The sequence below is a fragment of the Lentibacillus jeotgali genome (genome assembly GCF_000224785.1).
GTDB classification, from domain to species: Bacteria; Bacillota; Bacilli; order Bacillales; family Amphibacillaceae; genus Lentibacillus; species Lentibacillus jeotgali.
Genome location: NZ_AGAV01000016.1, coordinates 82,258 through 96,965 on the forward strand (window position 1 = coordinate 82,258; position 14,708 = coordinate 96,965).

Sequence of the window (14,708 nt, forward strand, 5' to 3'; positions counted from 1 at the left end):
CCGACTCCTTTTTCATTTTAAAGCGGTCATTCTGACGTGTATCGATCTATTTTGACAATTTATTATTTTGCGCTGCTATGGTATAATGCGTTGAGATTAATAGGAAGCAATAAATGATGGACCTTATCAGGGAAGGCTGAATACCGTGAAAAAGAAAAAAGTGCTTTTCTTCATTTATCAAATGGGTGCCGGCGGAGCAGCCAGAACAATGCTGAACATCATCAATAATCTGGACAGGACAAAAATTGACCCAGTGCTGGTCACTCTGAATTATAATGGAAGTTATGAAGACTATCTGAAATCGGATATTAATTTTATTAAACTGGAAACAAAACGATTACGATCAGCCATTTTCCCATTGGCAAAAGTCATCAGACATGAAAAGGCGGCTATCGTGTTCAGTACGATTCCGAACTATAATACCATTGCTATATTGGCAAAGTTATTGTCATTCACATCAGCGAAAAGCATTGTCCGAGAGGCAGCTTATTTAGGCGGTGACTTTTCAGCAAATATGAAATTGAGAGCCTATGGATTATTATATCGATTTTCCAGCAAGGTCATCGCGTTGTCTAACGGTGTTAAGGAAAATATCGTCAGGCGCTACAAAGTGAAGCCGGGAAAAATCCAGGTGATTTACAACCCGGTCGACGTGGATGGTATCGAGCATCTTATCGATAACGGGCAAATTGCCGAAGACCATAAACACATATTTGCGGGTGACGCGAAAGTCATCATCACAGCCGGCAGACTGGTCAAAGACAAAGATCACGAAACACTGCTTCACGCGTTTGCCATGCTTAAAGATCGGTTAAATACGAAGCTTGTGATTTTGGGCGAGGGAGAACTGGAAGCTACATTAAAACGAAAGGCAGAAGAACTGAAGATAGCCGATAGCGTCCATTTTCTCGGCTTTCAGCGCAATCCTTATATTTATTTTAAGCATGCCGATCTGTTTGTACTGTCATCGCTTCATGAGGGTTTTGGCCATGTGCTGGCTGAAGCGCTGGCAACAGGAATTCCGGTCGTTTCCACCAATTGCAGGCCAGGTGCCCGCGAGGTGTTGAACGACGGGGAATTTGGTGTGATGTGTGATGTCGGAGATGCTGAGGATATAGCTCTGAAACTGTATCAAACTCTGATAATGGATAACGAACAATTGATGCAAATGGTCGATAGAGGTAAAGAACGTGCAAGAGCGTTTGATGCAAGGCAGATTGCCAAACAGTATGAAGAGGCGTTCATGCAAACAATCGGCCAAAGCGACAGGAGTTGACCAAGTGTGAGTACCGAAAAGCGTGTCGTGCATTTAACGACCGTCCATCATCCGTATGATCCAAGAATCTATCATAAAGAATGCAAGTCACTGAAAAATGCTGGCTATGATGTGACATTGATTGCCCGGGAGGCTGAAAATGAAGCGCAAAAAGAAAACCCAATCAGTCATATTCCTGTCAGAACGTATAAAAGCAGGCTGAAACGCATGATTTTCGGAGCGATGAAGGCCTATAAGAAAGCAAAAGCGCTGGGTGCGGACGTCTACCATTTTCATGACCCGGAACTTTTGCCGGTCGGATGGCTCCTGAAAAAGAACCATAATACCGTTATTTATGATATACATGAAGATTATACCACCAGTATTATGCAGAAAGATTATCTGAACAGGCCCATTAGAAAATTAACGGCTGCTGCGTATAGATATATGGAGAAATTCTTTTCCCGGAAGATGGAACTGTGTCTCGCGGAAAAGTATTATAAAGATATTTACCCGAGGGGATACTGCATACTGAATTATCCAACAGTTAATCAAACGTTTGTTCAACACGAGCGGAATCATGAACCACTGGAAGATAAATTGTTGTATACTGGGAATGTGTCGTATGTGCGGGGGGCGCAGATTCACGCGAAAATCCCGCTGATTCATGATCAGGTGTCGGTTCATTTTGTCGGAAAATGCCCGGGTGACTTAGCGGAAGAAATGTATGATATTGCCGGTGATCAAAAAGAGCGGCTCGAACTGGAAGGAATCGACCAGTTTATTGAGAAAGAGGATATCGAAGCAAGGTATCTCAGCCGTAACTGGCTTGCCGGGATTGCGCTATTCCCGCCGACCGAGCATTATAAGAAAAAAGAACTCACGAAGTTTTTTGAGTATATGAATGCGGGGTTGCCGATTCTATGCTCGAATTTCCCTGTGTGGAAAAACTTCGTCGAGACGTATGAATGCGGACTCGCTGTTGACCCTTACGATGAATCGCGAATCAGGGAAGCAATTGACTATTTGCGGAACAACCCTGAGGAGGCAAAGCGTATGGGAGAAAACGGCAAAAAAGCTGTCATGGACAAGCTGAACTGGCACGCAGAAGAAGAGAAGCTCATTGATTGGTATGAGCAATTGACTGCAAAACGTTAAATAGGTGATAATATGGCAAGCAAACATACGAATCAGGAAGCGAACCCGCTCATTTCAGTCATTACACCTGCTTATAATGCGGAGGAATTTATCAACGAGACGATTGAATCAGTTCTTGCCCAAACCTATTCCAATTGGGAAATGATTATCGTGGATGATCGTTCCTCAGATGGAACGGTCACAGATGTAAAAACGTATGAAAAACAGGATGACCGTATTAAATTGGTCGAACTTGAGGAAAACAGCGGCTCTGCAATTGCCCGCAATACAGCCATGGAGAAAGCGCGCGGGCATTATATTGCTTTTCTGGACAGTGATGATCTCTGGTTTCCGGAAAAGCTGGAGAACCAGCTGCGCTTCATGCAGGAGAAAGATATTGCCTTTTCGTTCACGAAATATGTGCGAATCACACAGGACGGCACTATGACAGACACGGTGTCCAAAGCGCCGGTGTCTGTCGGATACAGCGATCTGCTGAAGCATTGTGTGATCGGCTGTCTCACGGTGATGATTGACAGGGATAAAGTCGGTCATCTGAAAATGGTCAATATCCGGACGCGCCAGGATTACGCCTATTGGCTCGCCGTAACGAAAAAAGGCTTCCGAGCGTATGGGCTCCCGGAAGTTTTGGCTAAATACAGATCAGTAGAAAATTCGATTTCCAGCAACAAAGTAAAAGCTGCGAAACGGCAATGGTATGTTTACCGGCAAGTTGAACATCAGAACATCCTGAAAAGCCTATGGTATTTTTTCCATTATGCTCTGAAAGGGATTAAAAATACGATTAAATATAAATTATCAGCTCGTAACAGTTAAATGTATGAATCAGGCGGTGTCATGTTAAGTTATGAAAACATATCTACAGGAAATACTAAGACGAAAAGATTTATTATTTTATTTGGTGAAATCCGGGCTGAAAGCAGAGCACCGCAATAGCTATCTGGGCTACTTCTGGTGGCTGCTTGACCCGTTATTGAACGTCATGGTGTATTACTTTTTAGTCGTGATTATTTTGCAAAGAGGCGGCGAGAATTACCCGGTCTTCCTTGTTATCGGGCTCGTTGTCTGGAGATGGATCAGCTCGGCGGTGAATTCATCGGCGAAATCAATTTTGCGCTATAGTTCGATTATCAATCAGGTCTATTTGCCGAAATCGATTTTTCCATTGTCATTTACGATTTCACAGATGTTTAACTTCTTATTTGGTTTAATTGTCATCGCCATGTTCCTGGCAATCTATGGTATTATGCCTGACTGGCACATTGTCTATTTGCCGGTGCTTGTAGTGATTACGATGATATTTCTTATGGCAGTCGGCTTTATATTAGCCTATGTCACTGTATTCGTCCGGGACATTGACAATATCCTGACATATGTCACACGGTTATTTTTCTATGCTTCCCCAATCATCTGGCGAGGCGGGCGGTTGCCACCTGAATACAGTATTTTTGTGGATCTCAACCCGGTTGCGATTATCGTAACTGCCTATCGGGACATTCTGATGCGTCAGATCACCCCTGATTTTATGAGTTTGGGGATCATTACGGCTATCTCGATTGTCGCAGTTGTCATAACCCTGTATCACTACAGCAAGAACGAACACAAAATCATTAAAGCTTTGTAAAAAAGAGGTTTTAGTATGGCTGACCAACAGCATCCGACAACAGAAGAAAAAGTAATCAAAGCGAAGAATATTGGTGTGTCATTCCAAAGCGGCAAGCAGCAGGATGATTATAAATCAAAGGTATTCCGCTTCTTCAAAAACCGTGGCAGAGTGGAAAAGCCAAAGGAGGTCTGGCCGCTTAAAGATATTAACTTTGAAGGACTTCAGGGAGAGATCCTCGGAATTATCGGTTCTAACGGCGCAGGCAAGACCACGCTCAGTAAAATCATTACCGGTATTCTCCGTCAGGACAAAGGCGATATGCGTGTCGGTGGTAAAGTGACGGCACTGTTTTCATTCGGCATGGGCTTCAACAAAGAGCTGACCGGCCGGGAAAACGTCTATTTGAACGGGATGATGCTCGGAATTGATAAGGAATTGATCAATCAATACATTGATGACATTCATGCATTTTCCGATCTTGGCGATTTTATGGATCAACCGATGAAATATTATTCGAGCGGCATGAAAGCGCGGCTCGGCTTCAGTGTTGCAGCACATCTCGAACCGGAAATCCTTATTCTTGATGAAGCGCTGAACACCGGGGATGCGAAGTTCAGTCAGAAGGCAGCACAAAAAATGAAGGAGCTCGTCAAACGCGCAAAAATGGTGATTATCGTGACGCACAGCCTGCCGTATGCCGAGCGGAATTGTGACCGGCTGATCTGGGTCGATGGCGGTGTCATCCGGGAAGATGGTGATCCGACAGAAGTCATTGCCCATTATAAAGCGACAATGCCGAAGCGTCCACCACGGAAACGACGCCTGCTGCAGCTTGATAAAACTGAAACAACGATACAGGACAATACTGTGATTAAAGCGGAGAATGTCGGTGTTTCGTTCCAGCTGAAAAATAAAGGGAAATTTTGGGCACTCCGGAACCTGGACTTTGAAATTAAAGTCGGAGAAGTTGTCGGGATTATTGGCCATAATGGTGCCGGGAAAAGTACGTTATGCAAAGTGCTCACGAAGATATATCAGCCCGATGAAGGGCAAATCGAACTGAACGGTGAGACATCGGCACTGTTGGGGTATGGTACAGGCTTTAACCCGCAGCTAACAGGCAGCGATAACATTTATTTAAATGCGATGTTGCTCGGAATTCCGAAAAAGCGCGTTGATGAAAAGTATGATGAAATCGTGGAATTTTCGGGGATAAAGGGAGCAATCGATAAACCCGTCAAAGAATATTCCAGCGGCATGAAATCGCGGCTCGGCTTTAGTATTGCGGCAACACTCAAACCGGATATTTTTATTATCGACGAAGCGCTGTCGACCGGTGATATGGCGTTTCAGGAAAAGGCCAGTGAACGGATTCAGGATATGATTGAAAGTGCCAAAGCGGTAATCATCGTCTCCCATAATATGAATTTTGTTGAAAAAGTCTGCACGCGAGCGCTTTGGATGGAGCAGGGACAGGTTCGTTTTGACGGTGGGGCAGAAGATGCCGTCGCTAAATACCGTGAATCGATCGGTTTAAATAACAAGAAACAGGCCGTCAAAAAAGCTAACCCGAAGAAAGCCGCAAAAAATTAAAACCAGCAAAACACAGATCAGATAGAGTCCATGATTAGGTGGTGAATGGTTTGATCAAGTTTATTAAAAAAGCAATCAGCAAATTCGTTGATTGGGCGTTATATACGGTCTTGGATGAGAAAAAGAAAAAAGCCATTTCCAATTTGTTGTCGGATAAGCAAAAGAATATACTGCGGAGACTGACACGCCATGGCAAAAAACATGAGCAAAAGCAGCTGCTGAAACAATTGCGGCACCACCTTTATACATTGGGCTTTACGAATAGGGCACTATCTGAACTCGAAGACATTTATCTAAATACGACTGATGCCTACTTGAAGCGGATGGCGGCTTGGGAGCTCACACAATGGCACGCTAACAAATATACCAAGGAAGGCGCACGTCAGGCACTTGCGTATCTTCCGGCGGTCACAGACGGCGAGACGGATCAGGATCAATTACGCCGCGCAGCAATCATTAAAGCGGAGTGTTACGATATGCTGAATGAAATGGATGCGGCCAAAGATGTGATTGATAAGGCGCTCCAAAAGCAGGAGCACCCTGATCTATATCTGGGATATGCTAATCTTGAAGAAACAGTTGAGAAAAGCACCACTTGGATCAATAAAGCAATGGAAGCTTACCATTTACAGCCCATTACTTTTCAATCGGCAAATGGTGCTGTATCGTATGATGATTTAACGACAAAGCCGATCGATAAAAAAGTCAATAAAGGTCCGAAAGTTTCGATCATCTTACCGGCCTTCAAAGCTGAAGATGGTATCTCGACAGCGATTGAATCGATTCAAAACCAGACATGGCAGAATATTGAACTGCTCATCGTTGATGACTGCAGTCCTGACAATACAAAAGACGTTGTACGTGAATACATGAAAAATGACGCCCGGATTACGCTGCTGTCCACGCCGGAAAACAGCGGTCCATATGTCGCACGAAACATTGCCTTGAAGGCAGCTGCCGGTGACTTTGTGACCATCAACGACTCCGATGATTGGTCACATGCGGAAAAAATCGAAATTCAAGCAAAACACCTGCAAAGTAACAAGAAAGTCATGGCCAATACATCCGAGCATGCACGGCTGACAGAAGAGCTGAAACTGTATCGGCGCGGAACGCCCGGCAGATATATTTTCCCAAATATGTCCTCGACCATGTTCAGACGGAAACCAGTGCTGAAAAAAATCGGTTACTGGGACAGTGTGCGTTTTGCGGCAGACGGGGAATTTAAACGCCGGCTTATCAAAGCATTCGGGAAAACGCGGTTTGTTGATTTGAAGTCAGGACCGCTATCCCTGCCAAGACAGTCGGTAGCGTCATTGACAGGCAGCTCGGCCTTTGGTTATAACGGCTTTTTCAAAGGTGTGCGGCTCGAATATGTGGAAAGTCTGGAATACCATCACAGCCGGGCGGATTCACTATATTATCCGTACCCGCAAACTGAGCGGCCGTTTCCGGTGCCTGAACCAATGTGGCCTGTTCGCGAGGAAAAAGTATCAGGAAGGCGGCTGTTCGATATCGTGATAGCAGCTGATTACCGGAATGTAGATGAAAATGACAAGATACTTCAGGAAATCACCAGCCTGAAAGGTCATAATAAGCGGATTGGTTTCATTCAAATATATCATTATGATTTGGCGAACACCCACGGGATAAGCCGGCTGTTTCGCGAATTGATTGATGGCAGCGAGATGCAAATGCTTGTTTATGGTGAAAAGATCAGTGCGAAGATGCTGGTGGTCATGGATCCAACCATTCTTGTGGATTGGCAGCAATACGTTCCTGATGTTGCAGCGGATGAAATAATTGTCAGGTCACACCACATTCCGGAAGGGCTTGATATCGGATTTTGCCGGAAACAAATGCGCTCTTATTTCGGAAAGACCGGAATGTGTAATAAAGAGGCATTTAATCTCAGTACCATCATTCAGGACGGGAAGAAGGTTTCAGAGAATGCCCGCCAATAACGACAAACTCACTGAACTGAAACAACGGAACAAGGAAAAACAGGAGCAATTGACTAGACTCGAACAGGAGCTTGCTGAGAAGCAGGCTCACCACCGAGCGACAGAGAAGCAATTAATGGAGCGGCAGGCCCAGTTCAACGTCATCCAGCGCAAACTAAAAGCAGTAAGTCGCCTGAAGCGGAACTGTGTCCGGTTTATGCGCTCGACTGCTGCTTACTTGCTAGGCAGACGAAACATAAAACAACTTTACAGCAAACCATACAAACGAAAAAAAGCGGAAAATCAGTTGAAAAAGTACCGCTATTATTTATATGAATTAGGATTCATCGAAAGAGCATTGGCCGATTTGGAAGCCATATACGAACAGCCGGAAAACCGTTACCAGAAACGTGCCGTCAGCTGGGAACTCGCCTTATGGCATGCCGGTAAGTATACAAAAGAGGGTGCGATTAAGGCTTTGAACTATCTCCCGGCCGTAATGAACAGTGAACACGATCAAGAACGATTGCGGAAGGCTGCGATCATCAAAGCAGAATGCCACGATATTTTGGATGAGCCTGAAAAAGGAAAACACGTGATTAGTGTTGCGCTCCAACGCGAACAGCACCCGGATCTATATTTGGCCTATGCGAATCTCGAAGAAACGATTGAGGCGCGAACTGCATGGCTGAATAAAGTGATGAAGGCATACAAACTGCAGCCTGTTTATTTTGCGAGTGGTGCGGACTCGAACCCTGTAAGCTTGGGCGACAATCACTTTGACTCGTGCGGGAACGACGGAAACTCGTGCGAGGGCAGCGCCAACTTGTGCGGAGAAAGCACAAATTCGTGCGATAGTGGGGGCAACTCGTGCGACGGTAACAGAAACTCGTGCGAGAACCTCATGAGCTCGTGCGACAGCGCCCCTGAATCGATCGAGACGGCCACATACGATGATCTCACCACAAAGCCGATGGACAAGACAATCGAAAACGGTCCAAAAGTATCGGTTATTCTGCCTGCCTATAACGCTGGGGACGGCATCTCAATCGCGATTGAATCCATCCTTTCGCAGACGTGGCAGAATATTGAACTGCTTGTTGTTGACGACTGCAGTTCTGACAACACAAAAGACGTAGTTCGTGAACATATGAAACATGATTCCCGGATAACCCTGCTATCAACACCGGAAAACAGCGGCCCATACATTGCCAGAAACATCGCCTTGAAGGCGGCAACCGGCGACTTTGTAACAGTTAATGACTCAGATGACTGGTCACATGCTGAAAAGATCGAGATACAGGCTAAGCACCTGCAAAAAAACAAAAAAATCATCGCCAATACATCCGAGCATGCCCGGTTGACCGAAGCACTCCAATTTTACCGTCGGGGAACGCCGGGAAAATATATCTTTTCCAACATGTCCTCATTAATGTTCAGACGGGAGCCGGTAATAAAAAAGGTCGGCTATTGGGACAGTGTACGATTTGCTGCGGATGGTGAATTCAAGCGTAGACTCGTAAAGGTTTTTGGCAGCAAGAATTTTGTGGGTTTAAAAACTGGCCCATTATCACTGCCACGACAATCCGTCACATCGCTGACCGGCAGTTCGGCATTTGGCTACAACGGATTTTTCAAAGGCGTTCGCAAAGAATATGTCGAAAGCTTTGAATTCCATCATAAGAGGACGAACTCATTATATTATCCGCCACTGCAATCGAGCCGCTTTTTCCCGGTGCCTGAACCGATGTGGCCAAAACGCCAAGAAAAACCTGCTGGCAATCGCCATTTTGATAGTGTTGTTGCCGCGGATTTCCGTCTGCCAACTGACAGTCTAAAGGACACAATCGATGAAATACGCACACATGAATCGATGGGTCTCAGGACAGGTCTAATACAAATGGCCGAATATACATTTAATACCGCCAAAAAAGTGAATCCCGACATTCGCGAACTGATTGATGGCCAAAACATTCAAATGCTGGTGTATGGCGAATCGATCACGTGTGATATTCTGCTTGTTAAAAACCCAGCCATTTTACAGGAAAAACAGCAGTATATCCCTAATATAAAACCAGCTGCTGTACTTACAGTTATTGAGCGGACGGGTGGTTATAACATTCGGACAGCTTCAAAGAGGCTGATGACATATTTTGATAAAAAGGGCAAATGGTATGCGAAAAATGACACCATCCGTGATACATTAGTAAGAAACAAGGCAGACGAATTAAGGTTTGTTTATTTGGCACACGATAACTGGCCGGCAATACAAACAGAAAACCAGATTTCTTATAAAATGTTCCTCGAAAACTGGCTCGTTGACACGAACCCGTATACAGAGTGACATTTCCTTTAGTGGGACGCTTTTTTTCCACTGAATGTCAGCAGAACAGAATCGGGCATTTAGAAGCGGGATAAAAGGGGATGGTTACAATAACGGACAATAACCATTTGAATGATACGTACCGATCGGAAAAAGAAATGGAATTGGAATTGACAAAAAAGCTGATGGAAAAGGAAGCAGAAATCGGTCAAACGAATAAGTCTATCAAAGATGATAAAAAACAGCTTAATCACATTGAAAACAGTAAAACATGGAAGTACACGAAGCCTCTGCATAAGCAGTCCGGTTCCAGGAAAAAGCAAAACGCATATATTAGGCATTTGGAAGAAAAGCTAAAAGAAACACAGCAGGCTTTGCATGATACGGAAGAAGAGAATAACCGGCTTAGAATGGATAGCCGCACGCCGGACAGCAACCAAATGCTAAAAGCCATCAGCGAGGCCAAAAATGATGGGAAGCTGCTGGATTACCTTGGCAAACTCATCCGGCAAAAGCAGGAGCATGAGCTAAACTATAACCGCGCATTACAGTATGCAGCCCGGCTTTTCATGAATGAGCAGGAAGACTTTCGAAATATGGTCTATGCCAGTGCATTGACCGGCCTGAAGATGGAAGACATCCCCGAATTTATGATCAGATCTGGTGTGACGGATGATATCTCACTGCGGCCGGCCGTCTCATTCCGGGCCAGCTTGAATAGGCGCATGCGGCAAATGCAGCTCGTGGGTTCACTACCCGAGTGGTTATTGGATAATAAGCTAGCTGGTTATACGTTTGCAGATGCCATTGGAATCAGAAGACCTTGGACATCGGACGAAACATACAGCATCAATAATCTGCCCGCGAAAGAAAGGATAGTCATTAAACCGGCTGCTGGCGCAGGTTCACGTGGCGTCTATCTTGTAAATGATTTTAATGATATAGTGGATATGAAACGATCGAACAAACTCGAAAATTGGGATGAACTGAAAGCAAACATGAACCAGGATCTTGAATCCGGCTGGGTGAATCTGGATGAATGGGTGATTGAAGAACTCATTTTGGAATGCGATAAGACGCCTGCAAGTGATATCAAATTTTATTGTTTTTATGGGAAAATAGGCCTTATCCTGGAGATTGTTCGTTATCCTGAGCTCAAATATTGTTGGTGGACAGCCACCGGTGAACGTGTAAGGACAGGCAAATATGATCAAAATCTGTTTACAGGAAAAGGCGTGTTCAAGCATGAACTCGATGCTGCTTCGGATATAAGTAAGAAGATCCCGGCACCGTTCATCCGGATAGATTATCTGCGATCCGAAAATGAATTGGTTTTCGGTGAATTCACACCAAAGCCGGGAAATTACGACGAGTTTGATAAAGCCACAGACCAGTGGCTTGGTGATTATTTTGTGGAAGCAGAAGGCCGATTAATCAATGATTTGCTGGAAGGAAAGCAATTTAACGATTACAACGAATTAGCTGATCATTGGAAATAAATACGTTTTAAACGGGCTGGGTTATAGGAGGAAGTCTAAATGGTAGAGAACAACACAGAATGGCTGCCGCATCTGTCCAGTGAGATTATCTCAGAGGCACATGGCAATTTACTGGACGCATACGCTGTCGCCCTTGAAGGCTGGCGGAGAGGGCTGACATTACGGTGGCATGTGAAGGATTCAGAAAAATTCAGTGAGATGTATACCTGGTATGTTGATAACCCCGGACAGCTTTTTTCCCTAAGCTCCAAAGACCGGACACACTATTTCTTCCGGACAAGAGGGGATAAAGTCAGCAATGAAGCTGTCGTAATCGGCAAGGATAAAGAAAAAACAAAACAGGCGTTAAATAGAGCCGGAGTCCCCGTCCCGGAGGGCAGGCAATTCACTGAAGAGGCAACCAATGACGCCATCATCGAATATGCGAAAAAAATCGGTTATCCTGTTGTCCTGAAGCCGACAGACGGGAGCTTTGGCAGAGGTGTTATTTCCAATATTACAAGTGCGGGCGAGTTGGAATATTCACTTACATACGTGCGTTCAGAGCTGAATTATCCCGATGTCATTATTGAGAATTATATTCCCGGGAAAGAATATCGCCTTTATGTCGTCGGTGAGCAGGTAGTGGGTGCAATGAACCGGATTCCGCCCAACGTAACAGGTGACGGCGTTAATTCAATCGAATCCTTAATTGAACTAAAAAATAATGAACGTGAATTAAACCCCCGTCTTGTCAGTTGCCCAATCAATGTAAATGAAGATGTGGTTGAATATATCGGCCGGAAAGGCTATTCATTGGCAACTGTCCCTGAGTTGAATGAACATGTCTTTTTAAGTGATAAAAGCAACATTTCACTCGGCGGCGACCCAGTTGATGTTATGGATGAACTCCCGAAAGAGATCAAGGATACGGCAGTCAATGCCATCAAAGGTGTCCCCGGCTTGGCCCATGGAGCGGTTGACTTGATTATTCACATTGATAGACCAGTAAGTGAAGCAGGATTTGTCATTGAACTTAACCCGACAGCACAACTTGGCGGACTTCTATACCCGATCAAAGGAGAGCCCCGTGACATACCAGCTGCCATTATTGATTATTATTTTCCGGAAACAGCTGCGTTAAAGGTTAACAAAAAGCAGACGTATTTTGATTTTCAGGATGTTCTGGAGCCACTGCAGTCAAGGGACGCTAATTCCACCACCGTCACACCATCACCTATGCAAAAACTGTATGCCAAAAAATATACAGTTAGCGGGGATGTCCAGGATATTGGCTATCATCGCGGCTTGCGTAAACAAGCATTTGAACGAGAACTGCATGGATTTGTCCTCAATCTGGAAAATGGTGATATTGAAGTGGTTGTAGCCGGAACAGACCCCGAAATGGTTGATGACTTTAGAAATGGATTATGGGAAGACGAGGAACGGGCGCAAGTTATGGAAGTCCTGGTAAATGATTATGATGAGCCAATTAAGGTCGGTTTTGAAATAAAAGCTGATTTAAAAACACAGCGCGAAGAAATAAAGCAATTCAAGCAGGACTTTGAAGTAATCGAATTGGCGATGAAGCGAGCAGAAGTGCAGCGCAGGAAGTTTTACGAAAGCATGTCATGGCGGGCGACAAAACCAATCAGACTTGCCGGTGCCCTGCTTAAGAAATTTAAATAAACTGGTCATAAAAATGGAGGAGTATGAGGATGAAAGAGAAACAGGGAATAAGCCTGCCTCAACTTACAAATGACATTGTCAAAAATGCACGTAAGACACGGCTCGATGCATTTGCTGTGGCACTGGAAGGCTGGCGCAGAGGGCTTAAATTAAAATGGTATACAAAGGACTCGGAACATTTTAATGACATGGTTATTTTCGGTGTTAACCCGCCCGGAAGGTTATTCTCGCTCAGTTCTGACAAACGGACACACTATTTCTTTAGAACAAGGGGAGACAAAGTAACCAACGAAGCAGTGGAAATCGGCTCCGAGAAAGATGATACGAAGGAATGGCTTAATAAAGCAGGCGTACCAGTCCCACAGGGGAAAGGTTTTGAAGAGGAAGCGACAGATAATGAGATTATTGATTATGCGAAAACGTTGGGCTTTCCGCTGGTACTCAAGCCGACCAATGCGAGCTTGGGAAATGGTGTCAGGACAAATTTGCAAAATGAACAAGAATTTATTAAAGCAGTTGAGTATGTTAGAGATGAATTGGGCTATGGTGAAGTTGTTGTCGAACAGTATGTAGAAGGCAAGGAATATCGTGTCTACGTTGTCGACGGCAAGGCAATCGGAGCGTATAACAGGGTCCCGGCCAACATTATCGGGGACGGCACACATAATATCGAGGAACTGATTGAGCTGAAAAATATTGAGCGAAAAAGGAATGCAAGGTTAAACAGCTGCCTGATTGAAATGGATAAGGAAATTCTCGAATTTATTCAGTCATCGGGTTACACATTGGAAAGCATCCCTAAAAAAGGGGAGCAGATCTTTCTCAGACAGAAAACCAATATTTCTTCAGGCGGTGATCCAATCGATGTTACGGATAAAATGCCTGAGCATTATAAAGAAGTCGCTGTCAATGCTCTAAAAGCTGTTCCAGGGCTATACCATGGAGGAGTCGATCTGATCGTTAATGGCAATAAAGCAGTGGTGATCGAATTGAACCCAACCGCACAAATCGGGGGCATACTTTACCCGCTGAAAGGGAAATCACGTAACATACCCGGTGCGATTATCGATTATTATTTCCCGGAAACAAAAGGAATGGATACGTCTGACTCTCAGATTTATTTTGATTTAATTGATGTCTTGGAACCCCTGGAAAACAGATCTGCGATTGAGGTGGAGGTTACGTCAGCCCCAATGGGCAAGCTGCATGCGAAGCGGTTTGTTGTGACTGGAACTGTACAGCGGCACAGCTACCATCGCTGGCTAAAGAAGCAGGCACTGGACCGAAACCTGCACGGCTATGTTAAAAATATGGTATTTGATGAAATCGAAATCGTCGTAGCCGGGACGAATAAGTCAGAGATAACAGAGTTTAAAAAAATGATTGATCAGTATCCGCAAAGTTCAAAGATTAAAAATATCGAAGAAGAAGACTATGATGAATCTGTGATGGTAGGATTTGAAATTGCCGAAGTGTATAATACCACCAGTTTGAAATCTGCTCAATTTGCATTAAGAAAAATGGAAAAAGACCTGAAGCATATGACGAAACAGAAGAATCGGATCGAGAAAGATAACCAGCAAATTTTGGATAGCACATCCTGGAGATTCACAGAGCCTTTCAGAAAAATTGGGAGTGCAATAAAAAAGAGTAAATAATATTT

The 14,708-nt window shown here is 44.5% G+C and carries 10 protein-coding genes; all 10 read left to right on the forward strand.

Annotated features, from left to right (window positions below; genetic code table 11):
* Window positions 1–145 precede the first annotated feature (145 nt).
* The 10 genes from ON01_RS13660 to ON01_RS13705 all read left to right on the forward strand — a co-directional run bounded on the left by ON01_RS13660 (window position 146) and on the right by ON01_RS13705 (window position 14,703).
* Window positions 146–1,276: a glycosyltransferase gene (locus ON01_RS13660; protein ID WP_010531625.1), complete on the forward strand. Its 1,131-nt coding sequence runs from the start codon at window positions 146–148 to the stop codon at window positions 1,274–1,276.
* A gap of 6 nt (window positions 1,277–1,282) precedes the next feature.
* On the forward strand, window positions 1,283–2,413 hold the full coding sequence (locus ON01_RS13665) for a glycosyltransferase (protein WP_010531626.1): 1,131 nt from the start codon (window positions 1,283–1,285) through the stop codon (window positions 2,411–2,413).
* 12 nt (window positions 2,414–2,425) lie between these two features.
* Entirely contained in the window at window positions 2,426–3,229 is an 804-nt protein-coding gene (locus ON01_RS13670; protein ID WP_010531627.1) for a glycosyltransferase family 2 protein, read from the forward strand.
* A 31-nt stretch (window positions 3,230–3,260) separates the two neighbouring features.
* Window positions 3,261–4,037 carry an ABC transporter permease gene (locus tag ON01_RS13675; protein WP_010531628.1) on the forward strand — a complete coding sequence of 259 codons (777 nt, stop codon included), beginning with the start codon at window positions 3,261–3,263 and terminating at the stop codon, window positions 4,035–4,037.
* Window positions 4,038–4,052: 15 nt separating this feature from the next.
* Window positions 4,053–5,612 carry an ABC transporter ATP-binding protein gene (locus ON01_RS13680; RefSeq protein WP_010531629.1) on the forward strand — a complete coding sequence of 520 codons (1,560 nt, stop codon included), beginning with the start codon at window positions 4,053–4,055 and terminating at the stop codon, window positions 5,610–5,612.
* Between the two features lie 41 nt (window positions 5,613–5,653).
* Window positions 5,654–7,576 (forward strand): glycosyltransferase family 2 protein, encoded by a 1,923-nt coding sequence (locus ON01_RS13685; protein ID WP_425357509.1) that lies wholly within the window; start codon window positions 5,654–5,656, stop codon window positions 7,574–7,576.
* The gene (locus ON01_RS18590) at window positions 7,563–9,899 is read left to right on the forward strand and encodes a glycosyltransferase (protein WP_010531631.1); all 2,337 of its coding nucleotides are present in this window, start codon (window positions 7,563–7,565) and stop codon (window positions 9,897–9,899) included. The genes ON01_RS13685 and ON01_RS18590 overlap by 14 nt, the downstream gene beginning before the upstream one ends.
* 80 nt (window positions 9,900–9,979) lie before the next feature.
* Window positions 9,980–11,377 carry an ATP-grasp fold amidoligase family protein gene (locus ON01_RS13695; protein ID WP_010531632.1) on the forward strand — a complete coding sequence of 466 codons (1,398 nt, stop codon included), beginning with the start codon at window positions 9,980–9,982 and terminating at the stop codon, window positions 11,375–11,377.
* A 39-nt stretch (window positions 11,378–11,416) separates the two neighbouring features.
* Window positions 11,417–13,045 carry an acylphosphatase gene (locus ON01_RS13700; RefSeq protein ID WP_010531633.1) on the forward strand — a complete coding sequence of 543 codons (1,629 nt, stop codon included), beginning with the start codon at window positions 11,417–11,419 and terminating at the stop codon, window positions 13,043–13,045.
* Window positions 13,046–13,074: 29 nt separating this feature from the next.
* Window positions 13,075–14,703, forward strand: a complete 1,629-nt coding sequence (locus ON01_RS13705; protein ID WP_010531634.1) for an acylphosphatase — start codon at window positions 13,075–13,077, stop codon at window positions 14,701–14,703.
* Window positions 14,704–14,708 lie beyond the last annotated feature (5 nt).

Excerpts from the sequence above, each read along its gene's own strand:
- ON01_RS13670 (WP_010531627.1), top strand. The coding sequence starts at position 2,426 with ATGGCAAGCAAACATACGAATCAGGAAGCGAACCCGCTCATTTCAGTC.
- ON01_RS13675 (WP_010531628.1), top strand. The coding sequence starts at position 3,261 with ATGAAAACATATCTACAGGAAATACTAAGACGAAAAGATTTATTATTT.
- ON01_RS13680 (WP_010531629.1), top strand. The coding sequence starts at position 4,053 with ATGGCTGACCAACAGCATCCGACAACAGAAGAAAAAGTAATCAAAGCG.
- ON01_RS18590 (WP_010531631.1), top strand. The coding sequence starts at position 7,563 with ATGCCCGCCAATAACGACAAACTCACTGAACTGAAACAACGGAACAAG.
- ON01_RS13695 (WP_010531632.1), top strand. The coding sequence starts at position 9,980 with ATGGTTACAATAACGGACAATAACCATTTGAATGATACGTACCGATCG.
- ON01_RS13700 (WP_010531633.1), top strand. The coding sequence starts at position 11,417 with ATGGTAGAGAACAACACAGAATGGCTGCCGCATCTGTCCAGTGAGATT.
- ON01_RS13705 (WP_010531634.1), top strand. The coding sequence starts at position 13,075 with ATGAAAGAGAAACAGGGAATAAGCCTGCCTCAACTTACAAATGACATT.